Source organism: Ancylobacter moscoviensis (genome assembly GCF_007559435.1).
GTDB lineage: Bacteria > Pseudomonadota > Alphaproteobacteria > Rhizobiales > Xanthobacteraceae > Ancylobacter > Ancylobacter moscoviensis.
Genome location: NZ_VMBP01000007.1, coordinates 37,546 through 59,445, shown reverse-complemented (window position 1 = coordinate 59,445; position 21,900 = coordinate 37,546). Strand labels below are relative to the sequence as shown.

Below are 21,900 nucleotides of genomic sequence, written 5' to 3'. Positions count from 1 at the left end.
GATGCCGACCCGGCGCCGGCATCCTCTTCAGGCGGCGGCCGGCCGCCGCTGCCGGAGCACCAGCAGCACGCCGCCGAGGATCAGCACCGTGCCGGCGATCTTGAGCGGAGGAATACTCTCGCCGACCACGAGCACGCCAAGGCCGATCGTCATCACCGGATTAAGCATGGAATAGGGCACGATGGCGTTTACCGGATTGCGCGCCAGCAACCAGTACCAGACGCCATAGGCCATGACTGACGAAACGACGGCGCTGTAGACGACCGCGCTCCATCCGTGCCAGCCAGCCGCGGCGAGGTGGGGCCAGGGATCGCCCTCGAACAGCAGCGCCGCCACCGCAAGCTGCGGCACGCAGAACAGTGAAGACCACCCCGTCAGAGCCATGGCGTCCAACGGCGGCATGAGCTTCACGACGAGATTGGTGACGGCCCAACCGGCGGCGCTGGCGACCAGCAAGGCCAGCGGCAGGAAGCCGGGGAAGGTCGGCCCCTGCGCCAGCACGAACACGCCGGCAACCGTCAGCGCCAGTCCGAAGGCCCGCATGAGACCCAGCGGCTCACGGAAGACGAGACAGGCGAGAAGGCTCGCCATCGGCGCGCCGAGCTGCACCAGCACCGCGCTGGTGCCGACCTCGGCGAGGCCCAGCGCCATGAACAGCAGGCCGAAATGCACCGTGCCAAATGTGAAGGACACGAGCAGCAGCCAGGGTATGTGCCGCCGTCCGATGCGTGTGAACGGCACCACCAGCGCAGCGACGAGCGTGAAGCGCATCACGCTCATGAGCATGGGGGGCATTTCCGCGACGCCCTGCTTCACCAGCACCAGCGTGCCGGCCCAGCAGGCGACGACGCCTACCGCCAACCAACGGTCGATCATGTTCATGTCGGGAAATCCACCGGCAGGGGGCGAACCGCTCCGCCCCCTTTGGTTCATGCGCGAGACACGGAGATAGATGCCGCGCGGCCAGTCAGCGCGGAAGGGCGGCGAGTGTGGCATCCAGCGCGACGCGCAGGCGCCTTGAGAGCTCGCCGATCTCGGCCTCGGTGATGATGAGCGGCGGCGCAAGCACGACGCAGCCCTGCAACGGGCGCACGACGACGCCGGCGGCGAGGCCCTCCTGATAGAGTTGCTCGCTCAGGCCGCCCGGCGCGAGCGAAGGTGACGCGGCCACCGGCCCGCCCTCGCCCGGACGAGCGATCTGTACCGCGCCGGCAAGGCCGAAGCAGCGCGTGGCGGTGACGAGCGGGTGATCTTCAAGGCTCGCCAGCGCCTTTTGCCAGATCGGCATGATCGACTGCACATGGCCGAGAATGTTCCGGCGCTCGAAGATGTCGAGCACCTTCAGGGCCACCGCAGCCGAGACGGGATGGCCGCCATAGGTACCGCCATGGTTGAAGATGCCGGCCGAATTGCTGCCTTCTTCGAGGTAGCTGTAGAAGTCATCGGACATCACCACGGCGGAAATCGGCTGATAGGCGCCGGAGAGCCCCTTGGCGCAACTGATGCAATCCGGCTCGATCCCCAGCGTCTCGCTGCCCCACAGGCGCCCGGTGCGGCCGAAGCCCGTTACGACCTCGTCGGCGAATAGACGGATACCGTAGCGATCGAGTAGCGCCTTCACCTTCTGGAAATAGCCGACCGGCGGCGGGAACATGCCCGACGAGACCGAGACCGGCTCGGCGATGAAAGCCGCGACCGTCTCCGGCCCGGCGGCCTCGATCGTCTGGCGCAATTCCTCGACGAGGCGGTCGGTATAGGCTTCCTCGGTCTCGCCCGGATTGGCACCGATGGGCCAGGTCGGGTGCGAAACGAACAGGCTGTCGCCGGTCGGAATGCCAAAAGCCTCCTGCAAAGCGGGGCTGCCGGCTAGGGCGGTGGTGGCGATGGTGCCACCATGGTAGCTCGCCCGCCGCGAGATGATCTTGCGGCGCTGCGGCTCGCCGGCGACGCGGTTGGCGTACCAGGTGAACTTCAGCAGCTGGTCGTTCGCCTCCGAGCCGGTGGTGGCGAACATCACGTGGCCGCCGCGCACCGGCGCCTTCTCCGCCAGGCGCTCGGCGAGCTCCATGACCACCGGCACGGTGCGGTGAATGCCCGAGGGGTACATGGGCAGCGCGCGAAGCTGCTCCACCGCCGCCTCGATCAACTCCTCGTCGCTGAAGCCGAGATTGACGCAGTAGAAGGTCGAAACCGCCTCGATGTAGTCCCGGCCATGCTCGTCGAAGGTGTAGATGCCCTTGCCCTTCACGAACATCAGCGGGCGCTCCTCGCGCAGCCGCCGAAGGTTGGAGAAGGGCAGCATGACCATGTTGCCGGGGTGGTTGGCACCCCGCGCCTGGACGTTCATCGACGCGCTCCCAATATGTGATCACAGTTGATGGAAAAAGCTACATTCACTTCCTCGGCAGCGTCAAGGCTTTACGCATTTGCGCGCATTCCGACCTAAGTCTGAGCCTTTCGACCCCCAAACCATGGTAGCAATATCCGTAGCACCGCCGATTGTGATCACACTACGCATGCTACTCGGCCGGCGGAAGGCCGGCTCACCGGCCACCGGCTATGGACGCCGTGGCGGGACTGGGCCAAAGGAAGGAAGGGGACCGCCCGCGCGGGGCCGGGCCGCCGCGTCCGGCCGGCAGCCTCCGGACGCCGGCGTCGTGGAAAACGAGGGACGCGTGACACAGCAGAACGGCAATGGCGGCAGCACGCTGTCGGACCAGGTCTACTCCGCCATCCGGCAGGACATGCTCGACGGGAAGATGCTACCGGGCGCCAAGGTATCGCTGCGCTCGCTGGCGACCACCTACGGCACCAGCATGCAGCCCGTGCGCGAGGCGGTGGCGCGCCTCGTCGCCGACGACGCGCTGGAGGTAACGCCCGCGCGCACCATTCAGGTACCGCTGCTGGAGCGGGCGCAATGCGACGAGGTGTGGTCGCTGCGCGCGCTGCTGGAAGGCGAGGCCGCCGCGCTGTTCACGCTCCGCGCGACCGAGCCGGATTTCGACCGGCTGCAGGAACTGACGCGGGCCTCCCACCACGCGCAGTTCCACGGCACCCCGGCGGAGCACATGCGCAGCATCCACAACTGGGCCTTCTTCGTTTCCGAGCATTGCGGCTCGCCGCTTCTCGCCTCGCTGATCCGCACGATGCGGCTGCGCGGCGCGCCGATGATGGCGCGGGCGCTGCACGCGCCGATGGTGCAGGATCCCGCCTTCCTCGAATTCACCAACCAGATCATGCAGGAAATCGTACTGGCGCTGCGTACCCGCGACGGCGCGCGCGTGCGCGACCTGCGCCGGGTCGATATCCTCAGCTACCAGCGCTACCTCTACAGCCGGCTGGGCTGGACGCTGGACAAGACACCCCAGACCGGCGCCTCCTCCTCCTCATAGGCGTCCGGCGGCAAGGGAGGACAGTGTCGCCGTCCCCGCCCTCTCCACGGCGGCGCCCTGCCCCACCGGCGTCCTCCGCCCCTCGCGATAGACCCGGACTCCGGCGCGGGCGGCTCCACAAGCGTCCCCGCGCCGCCCCTCCCCGCCTGAGCAAGGAGCCCGCCGGCGACACCGTCCGGAATCCATCCGGATGGGACGAAATCCGGCTTACCCTGAAGCCGGAGCCGTACGGAGACAGGAACGCCGGAGCTGCGCGCCATGCGGAACGCGGCCGCATGGTGCAGAGGGCCGGGCATGGCGAAGCGGAGGCCCGAAAACGTCCATCCCCGACGGCGCCCATGGGCAGCCGCGGTCACGATCGACGACAAGATCGCGGGCGCGAGGCTTCCGGCTCATGCAATCACTGGCCGTCTTCCGCGCGCGTTTGGAAATCCCGACGCGCTCCGTGCGGCGTGAGCGTCGCGACCAGCCGAAGAGCGGACAGCCGAAGAGTGGAATTGCGATTCCGGCCTGAATGCCGGGACGCGCCAGATCAGCGCCGGCAGGCGAGGAAGTCCGTCACCAGCTCACGCGCATCTTCCAGCGTATCGAGCGCCATGACCTTCTTTTGCAAGCGCAGGACAGCATCCGCCGGCGCATCGAATCCCCATCCGAGGCACGCGCGGAACTTGGCGAACACTTCCTCTTCGCTCATCGGCTCGTCCGGCGCGCCCTTCATCGTCCAGCGCTCCGCGATCAGTGTCCGGCCATCCTTGAGCCGCAGCGACACGCGGGCCGGCGCGATGGCGGTCGGCTCGATGTCGGAGGCGGCGATGGTGGTGAAGCGGCCGGCAAAGGCGACGTCGTCGGCGCGGATGCGGTCCGGCGCGTAGCTGGCGATCTCCACCTTGCCGTCGGTCAGAGCGGCGGCGAAGCCATAGGCGGCATTGAACTGGGCATGCACCACCGGATTGGCATGAGCGCGGTCGAACGGCGCCCCCACGATCTTGCGATTGACTTCGCCGAGCTCGATGGTGCCGCTGTCGATCTCCTCGCCGCGCAGGCCCTGCGCGCGCAGTTCGAGCGCCAGCTGGATCGTGGTGTGGACGCAGCGGCAGCACGGATAGGGCTTCATGCTGAGATCGCGCACATGCCAGGTCTCGCCGAGCCCCCCGGTGAGGATTTCGGGCTTCACCTCGCCACGCTCATAGAGTTTGAAGAGGCCAGCCTCGCCTTCGAGGAACCGCCACGGGCCGGTAAGGCCATACGCGGCGAGATGCGCCGCGAGCACGCCGGAACGCGCGGCGAAGCCGGGGCCGATCCGCTTGGCGAGCGCGCCGTCGGCGATGAACTGCGTGGTGCCGCTGAGCTGGACGAAAGCCAGCGCCAGAGCGTGCAGCGTGCGTTCCGCGTCGAGGCCGAAGATCTTCGCCGCCGCCGCCGCGGCGGAAATCGAGCCGAGCGCCGTGGTCGGATGCCATCCCTTGCCGAGGGAATTGTAGCAGGCGAGGCCAAGCCGGCAGAACAGCTCCACGCCCGTGGCCACCGCGGTGATGAAGTCCCGGCCGCTGGTCGGCCCATCCTTCGCCTCCACCGCCGCCAGGACGGCCGGCAGCACGACGCAGAACACGTGCACCCGCGCGGGATCGTGCTGATCGTCGAAATCGAGGCTGTGCGCGGCGGCGCCGTTGGCGAGCGCCGCGCTTGCCGGGTTCACCCGCCGGCCGTCGAGCAGCAGCGTCGCCTTGCCGTCCCCCTCCCACGCGGTCAGCGCCGCGAGGAGATCGGCCATGCCCGGCGCCTTCGCGGCGCCGCCGATGACGCCCAGCGTGTCGAGCGTGAACAGCTTGACGATCCGCGCCACATCCGGCGGCAAGTCGTCATAGGTGAGCCGGGAGAGGGTGGCGGCGATGGAGCGGCCGATTCCGGCGCCGGTGGCGGTCAGGTCGTTCATGAGGGCCTATGCGTGTATGTCGTGGCGCAGCAGATCGGAGATCTCGCGCCGTAGTTCCAGGAAGGTGCTGTCGAGCTTCATCTCCTCGCGGCGCGGCCGCTCGAAGGGCACGACGATTTCGCGCAGCACATGGGCGGGGCGCTTCGAGAAGACGAGGATGCGGTCCGCGAGATACAGCGCTTCCTCGATACCGTGCGTGACGAACAGCACCATCTTGCGCTCGGCCTCCCAGATGCGCACCAGCTCGTCCTGCAAGATGTCGCGCGTCTGCACGTCGAGGGCGCCGAAGGGCTCGTCCATCAGCAGGAGGCTCGGACGGATGCAGAAGGCGCGGGCGATGCCGACACGCTGCTGCATGCCGCCGGACAGCTGGTGCGGCCAGGCTTCCTCGAAGCCGCGCAGCCCGACGAGATGCAGATAATGCCGCGCCTGCTCGAGCCGCTCGGCCTTGCCGACACCCATCACTTCGAGGCCGAAGGCGACGTTCTCCAGCGCGGTACGCCAGGGGAAGAGGTCGGCGCCCTGGAACACCATGCCCCGGCCGGCACCGGTCCGGCCGGTGATGTCCTTGCCGTCGAGCAGGATGGTGCCGCGATCGGCCGGCACGAGGCCGTTGATGATCTGCAGCAGGGTGGACTTGCCGCAGCCGGACGGGCCGAGGAGAGCGACGAACTCGCCCTCCTCCACGTCCAGCGACTGGTCGACCAGCACCGGCACGCTGCCGAACGACTTGCAGACATTCGATACGGACAGATGCGTCATGTCAGCCGAGCTCTTTCACGGCCTGGTCGACATAGGTCCGGTCGATGATGCCGTCGAGCTTCAGCGTGCCCTTGAGCGCGCCCGCCTCCTTGTAGACCGGCAATACCTTGGCGAACTCGTCCGGCGTCATCGTCTGCATGTCGGCCGGGAACGCCTTGATGTCGGTGGTGAGCGTCTGCCAGACCGGCTTGAGGAAGGCGTCGTCCGCCTCCTTCAGCGATTTCGAGGAGGCGTAGAGGCCCACCTGCTCCTTGTACCAGCCATAGTCGCCATTGGCCTTGCGGAAGGAGGTGAGCACCGCCTTCAGCACGGCGACCGCCGCCGTCTTGTTGGCGTCCGGCTCCAGCCATTTGCCGGTGGTCATGACGACGGCGCTGAGCCAGTTGCCGAACTCCTCCCACGGGCGCACCAGGATCTGGTAGTTGCCCTTGGTGGCGAGCTCGGCCGCCTGCTCGATATGCATCGGCACGGCGTCGACGCGGCCGGCCATCAGCGCGCGGGCGCGGTCGCCGGAAGACCCCATCTCGATGAAGTTGACCTTCTTGGGATCGATCTGGCGCTTGATCAGCGCGCCGATCAGCATGACGTACATGAAGTCGCCGATGCTGTTGACGGCGATGGTGCCGCCCTCCTGGGCGATCCCCTCGAGGCTCTTCGTCTTGTCGGCGTTGACGACCACGACCTGCGACGTGTTGTTGTAGGACAGGCCGATGATCTTGATGTCGGCGCCCGCCTCCGCCGCCGCGAGGCTGGAGGCGACATCCGCGTCGCCGAGATCGGCCGCCCCGGCGATCACCTCCGAGGCGATCTGCGGGATCTTGGCGGTCGGGCGCACCTCCGGCGCAGCAAAGCCGGCGATCCTGGCGAGCTCCGCCTTCAGCGCCGCCTGCATCGGCACGTTGATGGCGGCGGTCGCGGCAAGCGTGTTCACCTTGAGCACCCGGCCGGTCTCGGCCACCGCCTCGGCGACCGGGCCGAGCGTGATCAGCCCCGTGGCGCCCATGCCGATCATCAGGCCGGTTCCGGCGCCGGCACGCAGCAGGTCGCGCCGGCTCAAAGGCTCGAACGTGGTCATCTCATCTGTCCCCTTCTGGTTTCTTGGATGAACGTTCACCGATCCCGCGTCCGGCTCGCATACCAGGGAGCCGCGCGGTCGGCGGCCCAGCGCAGGAGCGTGGTCGCCGAAAGGCTGATCACCATCAGCATGACGATCAGCGCGAAGAGAGGAGCGGTCGACAGGTCGAGGCCGGCATTGTTCAGCAGCCCGCCATAGCCGGCGCTGATGAACATCTCGGCGGTGACCATGGCGCGCAGCGCATGGACGAAGCCGACGCGGGCGGCGATCATCACATAGGGATGGAGCGCCGGCAGGATGACATGGCGGAAGCGCTGGGCATCGCTGGCGGCGAAGGAGCGCGCCACGTCGATCAGCTTCGGCGATACGGCGCGCGCCGCCTCGGTGACGGAGACCACCACGTACCAGACCGTCACCACGAACACGATGGCGGTCGAGAACAGGAGGCCCCGCCCCATCAGGATGATGAAGAGCGGGACCACCGCCGCCGCCGACACGACGATGAACATCGACGCCCACGGCTTGACGATGGCGTCGACCACCGGCACGCGGCCCATGGCGATGCCGAGCGGGACGCCGATGCCGAGGGCCAGCAGATAGCCGATCGTCATCTGCCACATCATCTGCCACAGGGCGGCCCAGAAGCCCGGCTCCCGCAGCGTGGCCACGAGGGCGCGCGCGGCCTCGACCGGCGTCGCCAGCAGGGCGTCGCCGAGATTCTGTCCCGCGAGCTGCCACAGCAGCAGCATGAGGGCGATGCCGAGAAGATTGGTGAGGCGGGAACGCAGTTTCATGCCTTGGTCCTCGGACGCCAGACGCAGATGCGGCGCTCGATCACCAGCAGGGCTTCCTGCAAGGCGAGGCCGAGGAGGCACAGGACGGCGAGGACGCCGAGCACCGCCGCGCTGTCGAGCCGGACGGCGGCCTGTTTCATGATCGCGCCGAGATTGACGGCGGCGAGGAACAGCTCGGCGGTGATCATCGCGTTGACCGCCCGCACCACGCCGATCCGCAGGGCCGTGAACAGGAAGGGAAGGCTTTCCGGCAGCAGTACCAGGCGGGTGCGCTGCCAGGCGCCGGCGCCGAAGGAGCGGCCGACGTCGAGCAGCCGGCGATCGGCGTTGCGCGCGCCGGTGGAGACGACGATGATCATGTCGAACACGCACATGATGACGACGAGCGCGACACGGGCCTCGAAATAGAGCCCGCACCAGATCATGATGAACGGCACCCAGGCGACGCTCGGCACCGCATAGACGAGGTTGACGATGGGATCGACGAGATCGTTGATGAAACGGTTGCGGCCCATCAGCATGCCGAGCGGGATGGCAATGGCGCAGGCGATGAGATAGCCGAGCATCATGTGCTGGAGCGCTCCGGCGAGCGCCAGCGGCAGCTCGCCCGAAGCGGTCAGGCTCCACAGGCGCTTCAGCACGTCGAGCGGTGACGCCAGCACGAAGCTCGAATAGCCCTGCGCCACGAGTTGCCAGATGAGCAGGCCGCCAGCGATCGACGCGGTGTAGAGCAGCGCGAAGGAGCGTTGGCCGGGCGAGAGGCGGGCGCTGCGGGCGGGACGCGCCGGCACGTCCATGGAAGTCGTCATGGCCTGTCTGTCCTGGAAGTTCGGGGCTTACGCCCTCTCGTGCCATGGATTACACTAGCCACATAGCTGACTAGCTGTCTAGTCAACTTCTGGGATGTGGGGAACATAAACGTGTCCATGGCCGATTTCACGCCGATCTATGCCCGCATCCAGACCTTCATCCGCGACGAGATCGCTTCCGGCCGACTGAAGGAAGGCGCGCGGACGCCGTCCGAACCGGAACTGGCGCGGCTCTTCGGCACCACGCGCGCGACCGTCGCCCGCGCGCTGCAGCAGTTGGTCTTCGAAGGGGTGGTCATTCGCCGTTCGGGGAGCGGCACCTTCGTGGCGCCGGCCTCGCTCAGCGCGCCGATCGACCTCACCCGCGTGCGCTCCTTCGAGGAGCAGGTCGCCGCCAAGGGGGCGGAGATCGCCTATGAGACTCTGCACTTCCTGCGCCGCCCCGTGAGCGCCGGCGAAAGCACGACCTTGCATCTTGCTCCCGACGGCCATGTGTACGAGCTCGATCGCCTGCGCCTCGTCAACGGCAAGCGGATGAGCATCGAGCACCGCGTCATCCCCGACGAGCTGGGCCGGCACATCACCCCGGCAATGCTGGAGGCGAAGTCGCTGCACCGGATCCTCGACGAGGAATTCGACCTCCAGGTCCAGCGCGTCGAGGGACGCATCCGCGCCGGCCTCGCCCGCGGCCAGACCGCCGACCGGCTGGGCGTGCGGCGCGGCTCGCCGGTGCTCATCCGCGACTATGTGCTGTTCAGCGCCGACCGCCGCCCGCTTGTCGGCGGCGAATCCTGCTACCGCGACGAGTTCCACATCGACTATGTCGTCCAGCAGCCGCGCGGCGCCTCGGTTTGACGGGGTCGCCGGTGCGTCGCTATGGTCCGGCGACCCTTGTATAGTCAGCCAGGCGTTATTGATGATCATCGAGCGGCAGGAGCCTGCCTATCTGCAGATCCGGCGCTATCTCCTGGCCGAGATCGAGGCGGGCACCTTCGGGCCGGGCGACCGCCTGCCGTCCGAGACCGAGCTGGCGGAACGCTTCCGCGTCACCCGCAACACGGTCGTCCACGGCCTCTCCTCCCTCGTCTCGTCGGGACAGATCACCCGCATCGCCGGTAAGGGCACCTTCGTCGCCCGGCGCGAGGTGCGCGTCACCCAGCACACCACCCTCGTGCGCTCCTTCGACGAAGAGGTGCTCGAACGCGGTTCGAAGATCGAGTTCCGGCTGCTTGGCTTCACCCGCATGGCTCCGACCGAGGAGACGGCGCGGCGGCTGCGGCTGGAGCCCGGCGAGGATGTTTTTCGCCTGGAACGAATCCGCATCCTCGACAGCACGCCGACGGTGCAGGAAATCCGCTTCATGCGCATCGAGCTCGGGCAAAAGCTCAGCATCGACGCCCTCTCGCGGCTGCCCATGTTCACCATCCTCGCCGAGATGGGGCGGCCCGTCGCGCATATTGAGGGGGTGATCCGCGCCGACGCGGCCTCCGCCGATACCGCTTCCAAGCTGGCGATCGCGCCGGCGACGCCGGTGCTGGTGCGGGACTATGTGCTCAGCGACGCCGAGCCGGTGCCGCTGGTCGCCGGCACCGCGATCTTCACCCGAGAGGTGCAGATCGCCTATTCGGTCGACGGCCCCGCCCCTTGAGCCGGATCACCATCCGGGCGGGGATTTCGGCCCGCCGCCGTGCTGACGGGCGACAGTTCCGGTGTCGCCTCGATTGCCGGGCGGCCCCGGCACGATGCCCGGCATTCCCGATGCTGCATGTGAGCAAGTGCCGGCGCGGCGAACCGGCAAGGCCCAGTATAGTCAATTATGCATTTGAGCCGAAGGCCAGTCGCTCCCCGCAGTTCCGGCGGGACTACGCCCCGCGGGCGTCCACCGACCAGATCGCGACCAGCTTGTCGCCCTGCATGACATGGATGAAATCGTAAAGGTTCACCGTCGGGTCGCAGTGCGGCACTTCGAGCTCGATCAGGTCGCCCGGCGACAGGCGCGCCCCTTCCGGCAGCGTCACCGTGCCGTGCTCATCGCTCGAGGGCCGGTAGGAGGCGCCGGCCGGCGCGCCGCGCATGATGCGTGGCGCGGTGCCGTGCTTGGCGGCAAAACGCTTCTCGCCGCCATCGGTGGTGGCGAGGCCCGGCGCATTGGCGCTGGTCACCCGCACGGCGACGGACAGGCTGGCGGGGAAGGCCGGCCGCCCCGAGCCGTCGGGATCGACGAGGTCGTATTCGACATCCATCAGCGCGTAGCTGCCGCACTGGAACTCGGTATAGACGCCGGTCGCCAGCTCCTGCACGAAGGCGCCGGTGCTGCCGCCCGTCACCGCCGGCCTGATGTCGCCCATGAACGGGCTCAGCGCCTCGCGGGCGGCATGGATACGCGCGGCGGCTTCCTGCGCGCCGAGGCTGCGCTGCCGGGCGTCCGCCTGATGCGACAGGTGCCCCGCATAGGCCTGAAGGCCGCCAAGGACGAGGCTCTCCTCCTCCGCGATCACTCCCGCCAGCGCCGCGACCGCCTGCCGCCCCTCCGCCCCGGCGCGGTGGCGGCCCATGTCGAGATCGACGAGCACGGGAATGCGGATGCCACGAGCGCGGGCCGCCGCCGCCAGCGCCCGCGCGGTCTGCGGCGCGTCGAGCACCAGCGTCAGCCGGCACAGCGTCGCCGCGTCGGCCAGCTGCTCCAGCGCCGGCCCCGGCGCGAAGGTGGAGGTGAGCAGCAGATCCGGCAGCCCGGCACGGGCGAAGACCTCCGCCTCGCCGGGCGTCGCCACGCACAGCCCGGCCGCGCCTGCCGACAACTGGCGGCGGGCGATCTCCACGCATTTATGCGCCTTGGCATGGGGGCGCAGCGCCACGCCGGCGCGGTCGCAGCGCGCCTGCATCGCGGCGATGTTGGCGTCGAGCACGTCCTGCTCGACCAGCAGCGCCGGGGTGAGCAGGCGCGCGCGCGCATCGGCGGCGCCGACCAGCCGGGCATTGGCGGCGTGCGCCACGCGCGTCACCGGCGCGCCGGGGAACTCCCCCCGGCCGGTCATGCCGCCTGTTCCGGATCGGACGCCTCGGCCCGGTAGCCATAGACGCGCGCGGCATGGGCCGGCGTCATCTTGCCCTGGCGGATGTCCGCCTCGATCGCCGCCCGGTCGCGCTGCTCGGCCGGGCCATAGCCGCCGGCCGCCGCCATGGTGACGCTCAGCACGTCGCCGGCGCCGAAGCCGCGGATGAACTTCGAGGACAGCGCCTCCTCCCGCGCGGTGCCCGGATTGGCGACGAGGCGCCCGCCGGCGCCGGGGCCACCGCCGAAGATGCCCCAGGGCCGCGAGGTGTAGCGGTCGGAGCGGACCTGCACGCGCACGCCGTCGGTGAGGAAACGGTAGTCGCGCCGCAACCCCAGAGCACCACGATACTGGCCGTCGCCGCCGGAATCCGGGATGAACGCGTAGCGCTCGACGCGGATCGGATTCTCGCTCTCGATGAGCTCGACCGGCACATTGGCGAGGTTGCCAATGCAGTAGGGGCCGGCATCCTGCCCGTCGGCGTCGGGGCCGCCGCCGAGGCCGGTATTGTTGTGGAACTCGAGATGCAGGAAGCGCCGGCTGGCGCCCTCGGCCGTCTTCTGCACGCCGGAGGCGACGATGGCGAACTCCGAGCCGCCGGCGCAGGCCGGCATGCGCCCCGGCAGCAGCCTCGCCAACGCGCCGAGCACGATGGAGCGCAGCCGGAAGCCGATCTGACCGCGCGAGCCGACGGCGGCGGGATATTGCACGCTCACGAAGCTGCCGGGCCGGCCGATCACCTTGATCGGGCGATAGAGGCCGGCATTGTTCGGCACCTCTTCGGGCAGCACGGTGCGCAGGGCCGCATAGGTGCAGGAGACGGCGAATTCCCAGTTGCAGTGCACGGCGCCGCCGGTGTCGTCCTGGGTGCCGGAATAGTCGACCTCCACCTCGTCGCCGCGCTTGGTGAGGCGGCAATGCAGGCGGATCGGCCCGTGGCCGGCGCCGTCATCGTCGTTCCATTCCTCGAATTCGACGCTGCCGTCCGGCAGGGCGGCGATGGCGCCGCGCGTCAGCTCCTCCGCATGGCGGATGAGGTCGGCGAGATAGGCGTCGAAGGCGTCCGCCCCCATCCGGCGGGCGATGGCCTCCACCTCGCGGCCGGCCTCGTCGAGCGCGGCCAATTGGGCGCGCAGGTCGCCGATCACCCGGTCCGGCACGCGCGAATTGGAGGCGATGATGCCGAACACCGCCGCGTTCTCGCGGCCGGCGTCGCGCAGCTTCACCGGCGGGATGCGCAGCCCCTCCTCCCAGATCTCCTGGCTGTCGGCGGCGTTGCCGCCGGCGACGCGGCCGCCGAGATCGGTGTGGTGCAGCACCAGCGAGACGAAGGCGACCCGCCGGCCGTCCACATGGATCGGCTTGAAGGTGAAGATGTCGTTGAGGTGGGAGCAGCCGGAATAGGGATCGTTGGAGGCCAGCACGTCGCCTTCGGCGATGTCGGCGCCGAAATGATCCATGCAGCCCTTGAGCGCGGGCATCACCACGCCGAGATGCACTGGCACCGCCATGCCCTGCGCGGCCAGCGCCCCCGCCGCCGTGCAGATGGCGGAAGAGAAGTCCATCGAGTTCTTCACATTGGCGGTGCGCGCGGTGCGCGTCACCATCACCAGCGCGTTGTCGGCGATGGTGACGAGCGCGTTCTTCAGGAGCTCGCGGCGGATCGGGTTGATCTCGGTCATTCTCGCCTCCCTCAGCCCACGCGCCGGGCGTGGATGTTGTTCCAGCCGTCACGGCGCGCTTCCCAGCCGGGCGGGATCACGCAGGTCGTGTCGTATTCCTCGACGATGATCGGGCCGGGGCGCCAGTCCCCCGCCGCATCCGGCAGCGCGGCGCGGCCCAGCACCTGGGCGCGGTGCCAGCCATGGCCGGCGAAATGCGCCTCGCGGTCGATCGCCGGCGGCACCTTCTCGTTGCCGCGCAGGCACTGGCCGGGCATGCGCGGCGCCTCCGGCACGCCGCGGCAGATCGCGCGCAGGGCGACGAACTGCAGCGGCTCCTGCGGCGAGGCATAGCCGAAGGTCTGGTCGTGCAGCGCGTGGAACTTCTCCGCGATCTCGGCGAAGACCGGATCGGCGGCGACCGCGGGCGTGGCGCCTTCGAAGGCGGCCGGGCCGGCGTCGAGCTCGACGGTGAGCGGCGCGGTCTGGCCGGCATATTTCACGTCGACCAGCACCCTTATGTCCTGTGCCGCGCCGGCGAAGCCCTGGGTGGCCAGCAGGTCGCGGCCGCGCGCCACCAGCCCTGCCGTCGCCTCGGCGAGGTCGCTGCCGCGCGTTTCGTCGAAGCGGCGATAGAAGGAGGCGACGAGCTGGTGCTCGACATCGGCGAACAGCATGCCGAGCGCCGAGAACAGGCCGGCCACCGGAGGAATGACCACCTTGTCCATGCCGGCGTCCTCGGCGAGCGAGCAGGCGTGCACCGGCCCGTTGCCGCCGATCGCCAGCAGGGTGAACTGCGAGGGGTCCCGCCCCTTTTCCGAGCTGACGCTGCGGATGGCGCGCAGCATGGTGGCATTCGCAATGCGATGCACGCCTTCCGCCGTCTCGGTCGCCTCCAGCCGCAGGCTCGCGGCGAGGTCGCCGAAGGCCCGTCGTGCCGCGTCGGTGTCGAGGGTGAGCTCGCCGCCGACCAGAACGCCGGGATTGAGATAGCCGAGCACCAGATTGGCGTCGGTCACGGTCGGCTGGGTGCCGCCGCGCCGGTAGGCGATCGGGCCGGGCGTCGAGCCGGCGCTGCGCGGGCCGACGAGCAGGCCGCCGGCGCCGTCATTGGCGGCGAGGCTGCCGCCGCCGGCGCCGACCTCGGCGATGTCGATGGTGGGCACCTGAACCGGATAGCCGGCGCCGCGCACCATGCGCGCGCCCAGCATCGGGCCGCCGCCCACTTCGGTCTCCGGCGAGACGGTGTAGTCGCCGGCCTCCGTCAGCGTCGCCTTGGCCGTGGTGCCGCCCATGTCGAACACCAGCACGTCGCCGAGATCGAGATGCCGGGACAGCCGCGCGCTGCCCAGCACGCCCGCCGCCGGGCCGCTCTCGATGATGGTGATCGGCTGGTCCGCCACCAGCGCCGCCGGGGCGATGCCGCCGGAAGACTGCATGATCATCAGCGGCGCGGTGATGCCCATATGGTCCAGCCGGCGCTGCAGCGAGCGGACATAGGCGGTCACGATCGGCCGCAGATAGGCGTTCACCACCGTGGTGGAGGTGCGCTCATACTCGCCCTGTTGCGGCACCAGCTCGCTGGAGGCGGTGATCATCAGGCCGGGCAGGCGCTCGCGCAGCAGGGCAGCCGCGCGCGCCTCGTGCCGGGGATCGACATGGGCGTTGATGAAGGTCACGGCGACCGACTCGACGCCGGAGGTCCGGATGGCCTCGGCGATGCCGTCCAGCGCGGCCTCGTCGAGCGGCGACACCTCCTCGCCGTCGGCGCCGAGCCGTCCGGCCACTTCGAAGCGCAGCTCGCGCGAAACCAGCGGATCGTGCTTGCGGTACCGGATGTCGTAGAGGCGCGGCGTGCGGAACCGGGCGATCTCCAGCACGTCGCGGAAGCCCTCGGTGGTCACCAGGGCCACCCGGGCGCCCTTGCGCTCGATGATGGTGTTGGTCGCCACGGTGGTCGCGTGGACGAACTCCACGATGTCGCCGGCCGGAACCCCGAGCTCCGCGAGCAGGTCGCGCACGCCGGCCTCGATGCCCTCGGAATAGTCGTGAGGGGTCGAGAGCAGCTTTTTCGAGAAGACCGTGCCGTGGGCGTCGATCACCACGATGTCGGTGAAGGTACCGCCGATATCCACGCCGAGCCTGTAGCCGCCGGTCCTTGCCTGCGCCGTCATTGCACCCTCGCCGGTTGTCCAACCTGCCAAAGGTCCTAACGCCACCAACCTGACTAGTCAACCAATCAGGATGAATGAGCGGGCGGGCATGGCATGCGGGTTCCGCCGTCCGTGAAGGCTGAAATCGGCTTTCCGCAGGAACAAGGCCGTTGCCGCCTGACCGGGCTCTTCGGCCAGGTCCGGGCCGGCTTTGCGCCATGCCGCCTTCGGCCATCCCGGCGGCTTGCCTCTGCCACGAAGCCGAGAACCCTCGACCCGCCCAAGCCGGACTCTTGTAGCCGGCTATATATTATATGCAGGCCACCACGGGAGGGGCTGGACTTTCATGGGACATAGGCCCGCGGCGAGGTTCGGCGGACCAGCCGGCGCGTGGCGGATCGGGAGATTGAACGGACAGCCCGCCTTTATCTTTCCGCCCGGCGGCATGGGAAAGCCGCATGCCTCTCGGATGTTACCGGAGACATGCGGCATCCACAGAAGCCCTCACTCCTCGATGAGGAGAAGGCCGGATTGCGTCCTGATCAGAGGCCCTGTCCCAACCACACGGTGAGCGGCGGGAAGAAGATTATCAGGACCAGCACCATGATCGACCAGGCGAGGAAGGGAAGCACCTCGCGCGCCACCGCCATGAAGGGCAGCCGGTCGATGCTGCACACGACGAACAGGAGCAGGCCGATCGGGGGATGCAGCAGCCCGATCATCAGATTGACGACGACGACCGCGCCGAAATGAATCGGGTCGATGCCGAGTTCCGCGGCGAGCGGCAGGAGGGCGGGCAGGAAGATCACCATGGCCGGCAGCGGCTCCAGGACCAGCCCGACCAGAAGCAGCAGGACGTTGATGATCAGCAGGATGAGGTGCGGGTTGTCGGTGATCTGACGGATCATCTCGACGAGATGTTCGCTGATCTGGCTTTCCGCCACGAGCCAGGAGAAGGGCGCCGCGGCGGCCAGGAGGAAGAGGATCACCGCGCTCGAACGACCGGCCGACATCAGGATGGCCGGCAGATCGCGCAGTTTCATCGTGCGATAGACGAAGAACCCCACGAGCAGCGCGTAGATCACCGCGATGGCCGCGATCTCCGTATCGGTCATCAGGCCCATGCGGATGCCGACCAGAATGATGATCGGCATGAGCAGCGCCCAGACCGCCCGCACCGTCACCTTGCCTTTCGCCCGCCAGTTCATCGCCGGCTCGCGCGGCAGGCCGCGACGCTTGCCGATGAGGCTGCAGATGACGAGGAACCCCGACGCCAGAAGAAGGCCCGGCAGAACGCCGGCCAGGAACATCTTGGCGACCGAGACATTGGCGATCTGCGCGTAGACGACCATCGGGATCGACGGCGGGATGATCGGGCCAAGCAATGCACCGGAGGCGATGACGGCGCCCGAATAGCCGGCGCCATATCCCTTGGCGCGCATCTCGGGAATCAGTGCCTTGCCGGTTGCGACGGCATCCGCCACGGCGGAGCCCGAAATGCCCGAGAGCATGAGGTTCGACAGGATGCCGACGTGCCCGAGGCTCCCCCGGCGCTGGCCGATCCACGCCGAGGAGACCTCGACGAGGCGGCGGGTGATGCCACCCCTGTTCATGACCTCGCCGGCGAGGATGAACAGGGGAATCTGCACCAGCGCATAAAGGCTGATGCCGCCCAGCATCGACGTCGGGAGCATGATGGCGTCGACCGCCGGACCGGCCTTGAATTCCAGGCCGAGCCACGCCGCGACGATCATCGCGAAGCCGACCTCCATGCCGAGAAGGAGCAGGCCGACAAAGGAAAGGAAGAGGAGATTCATGATGCCGCTCAGTCCTCGATCACCGGATGGGCGTCAGGCATGTGCGGCCGCCCGGCCAGCGCGCGAACCAGACGCCAGAAGACGAGAGGGACGAGGAGGCCAAAGCCCGCGAGCATTCCGAAGACCGGAACGTCCAGAGTAAGGTCGGTTCCCAGAATGATCTGCATACGGGCCGTCTGGATCATGATCCAGCTCTTCCAGGCCAGGAAAGCCACGACCACAAGGAGCAGGACATCCAGGAGAATGGCGATAATTCGCTGTATCCCCGGCGACAGCATGTCCTGAGCGAAAGTGATACGGATCGTCTCACCTGTCGCCGATGCGCGCACGAAGCCGAGGAAACACAGCCAGACGAGGCCTATCTTCACATATTCTTCGGGTGAGTCGTACCAGAGGGTCACATAATTGCGGTCGATGAACTGGGACGTGACGAGAACGAGCAACGCCCCCACGACCACGGCAATCAACAGATCGACGATTCGGGCGACATAGCCCGAGACCTTCAGCACGATGCGTTCGACATCGTCGAAAGACATGGACACAACCTCGTAGCCGGAAAAAAGCGGGTGCCGGCGATCCGGCACCCGAAGTCTCAGGAGGAGGACTTACTGGGGAATGGCGCGGATGCGCTCGACGAGACCCTCGGGCCAGACGCGGCCTTCGAGGCGCTTGTAGACGTCGGTGAGAGCCGCCTCGAACGCAGCCTTGTCGGGCTGGGAGACCTGGACGCCATTCTCGGCGAATATCTTCGCGCCCTCCGCGTCGACCTTCTCGCCCGCCTTTGTCATGGCGGCGCCGCCTTCCTTGGCGGCCTTGATGAAGATCTCCTGCTCTTCCTTCGTCAGGGACTGCCAGAGCTTCTCGTTGATGTAGAAGGCGCCGGTCTCATAGATGTGGTCGGTCGGCGTGAAGAACTTGGCGACTTCGTACCATTTGTAGCCCACGGCGGCGTCGATGCCGTTCTCGTGCCCGTCGACCTGGCCGCGCTCGATCGCGTTGTACGTATCTCCCAGCCCCAGCACGACCGGCTTCGCGCCCATCTTCTCGAAGGCGATCCGAATGCCCTCGATCGGAGGGATGCGGATCTTCAGGCCCTTCAGGTCCTCCGGCTTGGTGACCGGCCGGACGCGGTTCTGCACCGCACGAGGCGAGCGCGCCCCGTAAACGGCAAAGATCCGGACGCCCGATTCCTTTGCCAGATTGTCGTACAGTTCCTGGAATACCGGGCTGTTGACGACCTTCTCCGCTCCCTCCTTGCTTTTGAACAGGTAGGGTACGTAAGCCACGTTGAGCGGGGCACCGCCCTTGAGCACGCCGGCATTGCCGATGGCCAGGTAGGTCATGTCGACCGTCCCGAGCTGGACGCCGTTGATGAGCGACTGGATGTCCCCGAGCTGGCTGTCGGGATAGACGCGCACCTTGATCGCCCCCTTGCTCTCGCGCTCCACCGCCTCGGCAAACACCGGCAGTGCGGCGTGAACGGTGCTGGCGGACGGCCAGGGCGAACCCAGGCGCAGCTCGCGCACCTGCTGAGCGGCCGCCGGGGTGACAAGGCTGGCGACCAGGCAGCCGGCCAAGGCGAGATGGCGTAAGGACATTGGTTTCCTCCCAATTGGATGCGCGTGATTGAATGGCGCTCCTTATTGGTATGAAAGGCTAATTGTTTATCTTACGTGTCGTCAAGACGTGATTGGTCGCGGAAGGCAAAGACATCCACCGCCCTATTCCTGGATTGGAATAATTTTCAATGAAAACAACTCACTAATACGAAAGGGCGCCCTCCCGGGCCGCCCGTCTCCGCCCCCGCGACGCTCCGTGGTCGACGGCATGGATCATTTGACAGTCTTCAAAATCATGTTCATCCTTTCATACCAACAGAGGGCACCCGCCATCCGGTTGGCCGCTTCCCGGCACTCTGGCCGGAGAGCGCGGCGGCCTGTCGACGGGTTTGCGTGGGGAGTGTCGCCTTGTCTTATGTGATCTGGGTCGAATTCGATGTGGCGGCTGAGAATCTCGGCCGGTTCATGATGCTGGTGAAGGAAAACGCGGCCGAATCCGTGCGCAGCGAAACCGGCTGCCAGCGCTTCGACGTGCTCGTCCCGGTCGAGGGAGAGGGTGCGGTCGCGCTCTACGAGATTTACGATAGCGAGGCGGCGTTTCGCGACCACCTGGCGAGCCCGCATTTCATCGAATTCGACGCGCTTACGGCGCCTCTCGTGAGGCACAAGACGGTCCGCAGCTATGCCTGCCACCAGAACAGCAAGTGAAGAGGGAGACATGTCCAAGACATCGTCGCGTGACATCGCGTCCGGCCTGAGGAAGAAGCTCGCAGATGAGGGCGGGCTGTTCGGCCCCATGGTGATCGAGTTCTTCTCGCCGGGCCTGCCCGCCATCGTGGCCGCGACCGGCTCGGATTTCATCCTCTACGACATGGAGCATTCGGGAGCCGGCTTCGAGACGATGAAGGTCCAGTTCGCGGGGTGTCGCGGGCTGGGCGTGGCGCCTCTCGTGCGGGTGCCGGCGGGGGAATACCATTTCGTCGCGCGCGCCTTCGACATGGGCGCCCATGGCGTGATGGTCCCCATGGTCGAGACGCGCGAGCAGGCCGAGCGGATCGTGTCGAGCGCCAATTATCCGCCGCACGGTCGCCGCGGCGCCGCTTTCGGCATCGCCCATGACGATTATCGCGGCGGCCATCCCGCGGAGAAGATGAAGGCCAGCCGCGAGCGCAACCTCGTCATCTGCCAGATCGAAACGGCGGCCGGCCTCGACAATGTCGACGAGATCGCGGCGGTCGAGGGGGTCGACGTTCTCTGGGTCGGGCATTTCGACCTGACCAACTCGATGGGGATCCCGGCCGAGTTCGATCACCCCGCCTATCTCAGGGGAATCGAGAAGGTGGTGGCCGCCGCTCATCGCAATGGCAAGCCCGCCGGCTTCATGGCGCTCGATTCCGTATGGGCGGAAGCCTATTGGAAGCATGGCTTCGACATCATCGCCTACGGCCTCGATCACCTGCTGTTCCAGAAGGCGCTGTCCGACGGCGTGGAGATGCTCAAGGGGCTTCGCAAGCAGGGGCGGCCGAAGGGGTGAGAGCGCCGCCGGGGCCGCACTATCTCGGATAGGTTGCGACGGCCGCCCGCAAGGGCGGCCGTTCCTGCATGGGCAATGCCGCCTTGGGAAAGGCCGCCTTGGGAAAGGCCGCGCCTCAGCGCGCGGTCTCGTTGCGCCACAGATGTCCGGCGGAAAAGGCGTCCATGGACGTGACGCCCAGCAGGGCCATCGCGATGTCCAGCTCGTCGCGCAATATATCGAGCGCTCGCGTGACGCCCGCCTCGCCGGCGGCGGCGAGGCCCCACAGGAAGGGGCGGCCGATCATGCAGGCATCGGCACCGAGGCAGCGGGCAATGGCGATGTCGGTGCCGCGTCGCACGCCGCCATCGAGGATGATCTGCGTCCGTCCCGCCACGGCTGCGGCAATGGCGGGCAGTGCGGCGATGGCGGAAGGCACGCGGTCGAGCTGGCGTCCGCCGTGGTTCGAGACGATGATCGCGTCGACGCCCAGCGCGACGGCGCGCTCGGCGTCGCGCGGGTTGAGCAGGCCCTTCACCACGACCGGCCCATCCCAGAGCTCGATCAAGCGCGCAACGGTGTCCCAGTCCGCCGACGCATCGCAGAGTTTGGCAATGTGCTGGGCGATGCTGCTGAAGCCACCCTGCGGCGCGGCGGCCGCGAAATTGCCGAAGCGCATGGGCGCGCGCAGGAAGCCGGCAAGCCAGGCCGGTCGGGCCAGCACCTCCAGCACCGTGGTCAGGCGTGGCTTGAGCGGCACGGTGAAGGCATTGCGGATATCGCGATCGCGCCGCCCCTGCACCGCGAGGTCGAGCGTAATGCACAGGACGCGGTAGCCGCTGGCCCTTGCCCGCTCCACCATGGAGCGCATGAGGTCGGGATCCTTGAGGAAGTAGAGCTGGAACCAGCGATCCACCTCCGGCACGGCATCGGCGACCTCTTCCATCGACGCGACCGAATTGGTCGACAGGCAGAAGGAAATGCCCGCGCGAGCGGCGCTACGGGCCGCGGCGATCTCGCCCTTCGGCCAGTAAAGACCGGCAAGGCCGGTCGGCGCGAGGACCAGCGGCAGGCGGGAGGGCTTGCCGACCACGGTCGTCGCGCTTGACCGCAGGGCGACGTCCACTCCCACATCGGGCATCAATCGAAAGGCGCCGAAATCGTCGCTGTTCGCCTTCAGCGTGTACTCATCCGCGGCACCGCCGTCGATGAATTCGAAGACCGACCGTGGCAGACGGGCGCGAGCGAGAAGGCGCAGATCGGCGATCGACGCGGCGAAGTCGAGGCGGGGCATGGCGGGAATCCTGGCCTCCGCTCCCCCAAGGTCGCGAGGCCCTACAAAGCACCTAATGGTATGAAAGGTTAAACATAGGGGT

At 67.9% G+C, this 21,900-nt stretch carries 19 protein-coding genes; 5 read left to right on the top strand and 14 right to left on the bottom strand.

Features of this window, described 5'->3' with window-relative positions:
• Positions 1-27: 27 nt before the first annotated feature.
• Positions 28-882: a DMT family transporter gene (locus tag FO470_RS18480; protein ID WP_144344468.1), complete on the bottom strand. Its 855-nt coding sequence runs from the start codon at positions 880-882 to the stop codon at positions 28-30.
• Positions 883-967: 85 nt separating this feature from the next.
• Positions 968-2,347, bottom strand: coding sequence for an aminotransferase family protein (locus FO470_RS18475; RefSeq protein ID WP_144344467.1), 1,380 nt, complete (start codon positions 2,345-2,347; stop codon positions 968-970).
• A 328-nt stretch (positions 2,348-2,675) separates the two neighbouring features.
• On the opposite strand from FO470_RS18475, the gene FO470_RS18470 reads away from it, so the two are divergent.
• Complete coding sequence (locus FO470_RS18470) at positions 2,676-3,392, top strand: GntR family transcriptional regulator (protein WP_186292025.1); 717 nt, start codon at positions 2,676-2,678, stop codon at positions 3,390-3,392.
• A 532-nt stretch (positions 3,393-3,924) separates the two neighbouring features.
• Here FO470_RS18470 and FO470_RS18465 read toward each other — a convergent pair.
• From FO470_RS18465 to FO470_RS18445, 5 genes are read right to left on the bottom strand one after another with little or no spacing between them, the layout of a single operon-like run.
• Positions 3,925-5,325: an MmgE/PrpD family protein gene (locus FO470_RS18465; RefSeq protein ID WP_144344465.1), complete on the bottom strand. Its 1,401-nt coding sequence runs from the start codon at positions 5,323-5,325 to the stop codon at positions 3,925-3,927.
• Between the two features lie 6 nt (positions 5,326-5,331).
• On the bottom strand, positions 5,332-6,087 hold the full coding sequence (locus FO470_RS18460; RefSeq protein WP_144344464.1) for an ABC transporter ATP-binding protein: 756 nt from the start codon (positions 6,085-6,087) through the stop codon (positions 5,332-5,334).
• A gap of 1 nt (position 6,088) precedes the next feature.
• Positions 6,089-7,162, bottom strand: coding sequence for an ABC transporter substrate-binding protein (locus FO470_RS18455; RefSeq protein ID WP_144344463.1), 1,074 nt, complete (start codon positions 7,160-7,162; stop codon positions 6,089-6,091).
• 35 nt (positions 7,163-7,197) lie between these two features.
• Positions 7,198-7,956, bottom strand: a complete 759-nt coding sequence (locus FO470_RS18450; protein ID WP_144344462.1) for an ABC transporter permease — start codon at positions 7,954-7,956, stop codon at positions 7,198-7,200.
• A complete protein-coding gene (locus tag FO470_RS18445) occupies positions 7,953-8,765 on the bottom strand; it encodes an ABC transporter permease (protein ID WP_144344461.1) in 813 nt (270 codons plus the stop codon). Before FO470_RS18445 ends, FO470_RS18450 begins: the two co-directional genes overlap by 4 nt.
• 117 nt (positions 8,766-8,882) lie before the next feature.
• Here FO470_RS18445 and FO470_RS18440 point away from each other — a divergent pair, with 117 nt between their 5' ends.
• Positions 8,883-9,620, top strand: a complete 738-nt coding sequence (locus tag FO470_RS18440) for a GntR family transcriptional regulator (RefSeq protein ID WP_246659644.1) — start codon at positions 8,883-8,885, stop codon at positions 9,618-9,620.
• A gap of 61 nt (positions 9,621-9,681) precedes the next feature.
• The gene (locus tag FO470_RS18435; RefSeq protein WP_159599397.1) at positions 9,682-10,413 is read left to right on the top strand and encodes a GntR family transcriptional regulator; all 732 of its coding nucleotides are present in this window, start codon (positions 9,682-9,684) and stop codon (positions 10,411-10,413) included.
• 214 nt (positions 10,414-10,627) lie between these two features.
• Here the strand turns inward: FO470_RS18435 and FO470_RS18430 are convergent, their stop codons facing one another.
• The 6 genes from FO470_RS18430 to FO470_RS18405 all read right to left on the bottom strand — a co-directional run bounded on the left by FO470_RS18430 (position 10,628) and on the right by FO470_RS18405 (position 19,050).
• Positions 10,628-11,803 (bottom strand): alanine racemase, encoded by a 1,176-nt coding sequence (locus FO470_RS18430; RefSeq protein ID WP_144344458.1) that lies wholly within the window; start codon positions 11,801-11,803, stop codon positions 10,628-10,630.
• A complete protein-coding gene (locus FO470_RS18425) occupies positions 11,800-13,503 on the bottom strand; it encodes a hydantoinase B/oxoprolinase family protein (protein WP_144344457.1) in 1,704 nt (567 codons plus the stop codon). The genes FO470_RS18430 and FO470_RS18425 overlap by 4 nt, the downstream gene beginning before the upstream one ends.
• 11 nt (positions 13,504-13,514) lie before the next feature.
• On the bottom strand, positions 13,515-15,656 hold the full coding sequence (locus FO470_RS18420) for a hydantoinase/oxoprolinase family protein (RefSeq protein ID WP_144344456.1): 2,142 nt from the start codon (positions 15,654-15,656) through the stop codon (positions 13,515-13,517).
• A 521-nt stretch (positions 15,657-16,177) separates the two neighbouring features.
• Positions 16,178-17,452, bottom strand: coding sequence for a TRAP transporter large permease (locus FO470_RS18415; protein WP_144344455.1), 1,275 nt, complete (start codon positions 17,450-17,452; stop codon positions 16,178-16,180).
• Positions 17,453-17,460: 8 nt separating this feature from the next.
• On the bottom strand, positions 17,461-17,988 hold the full coding sequence (locus tag FO470_RS18410; protein WP_144344454.1) for a TRAP transporter small permease: 528 nt from the start codon (positions 17,986-17,988) through the stop codon (positions 17,461-17,463).
• Positions 17,989-18,057: 69 nt separating this feature from the next.
• Complete coding sequence (locus FO470_RS18405; protein ID WP_144344453.1) at positions 18,058-19,050, bottom strand: TRAP transporter substrate-binding protein; 993 nt, start codon at positions 19,048-19,050, stop codon at positions 18,058-18,060.
• Positions 19,051-19,428: 378 nt separating this feature from the next.
• Here FO470_RS18405 and FO470_RS18400 point away from each other — a divergent pair, with 378 nt between their 5' ends.
• Entirely contained in the window at positions 19,429-19,719 is a 291-nt protein-coding gene (locus tag FO470_RS18400) for a putative quinol monooxygenase (RefSeq protein ID WP_244616913.1), read from the top strand.
• A 10-nt stretch (positions 19,720-19,729) separates the two neighbouring features.
• The gene (locus FO470_RS18395; protein ID WP_200837798.1) at positions 19,730-20,545 is read left to right on the top strand and encodes an HpcH/HpaI aldolase family protein; all 816 of its coding nucleotides are present in this window, start codon (positions 19,730-19,732) and stop codon (positions 20,543-20,545) included.
• A 115-nt stretch (positions 20,546-20,660) separates the two neighbouring features.
• Here FO470_RS18395 and FO470_RS18390 read toward each other — a convergent pair whose 3' ends face one another.
• Positions 20,661-21,818, bottom strand: coding sequence for an alpha-hydroxy acid oxidase (locus FO470_RS18390; RefSeq protein WP_144344451.1), 1,158 nt, complete (start codon positions 21,816-21,818; stop codon positions 20,661-20,663).
• Positions 21,819-21,900: the final 82 nt, after the last annotated feature.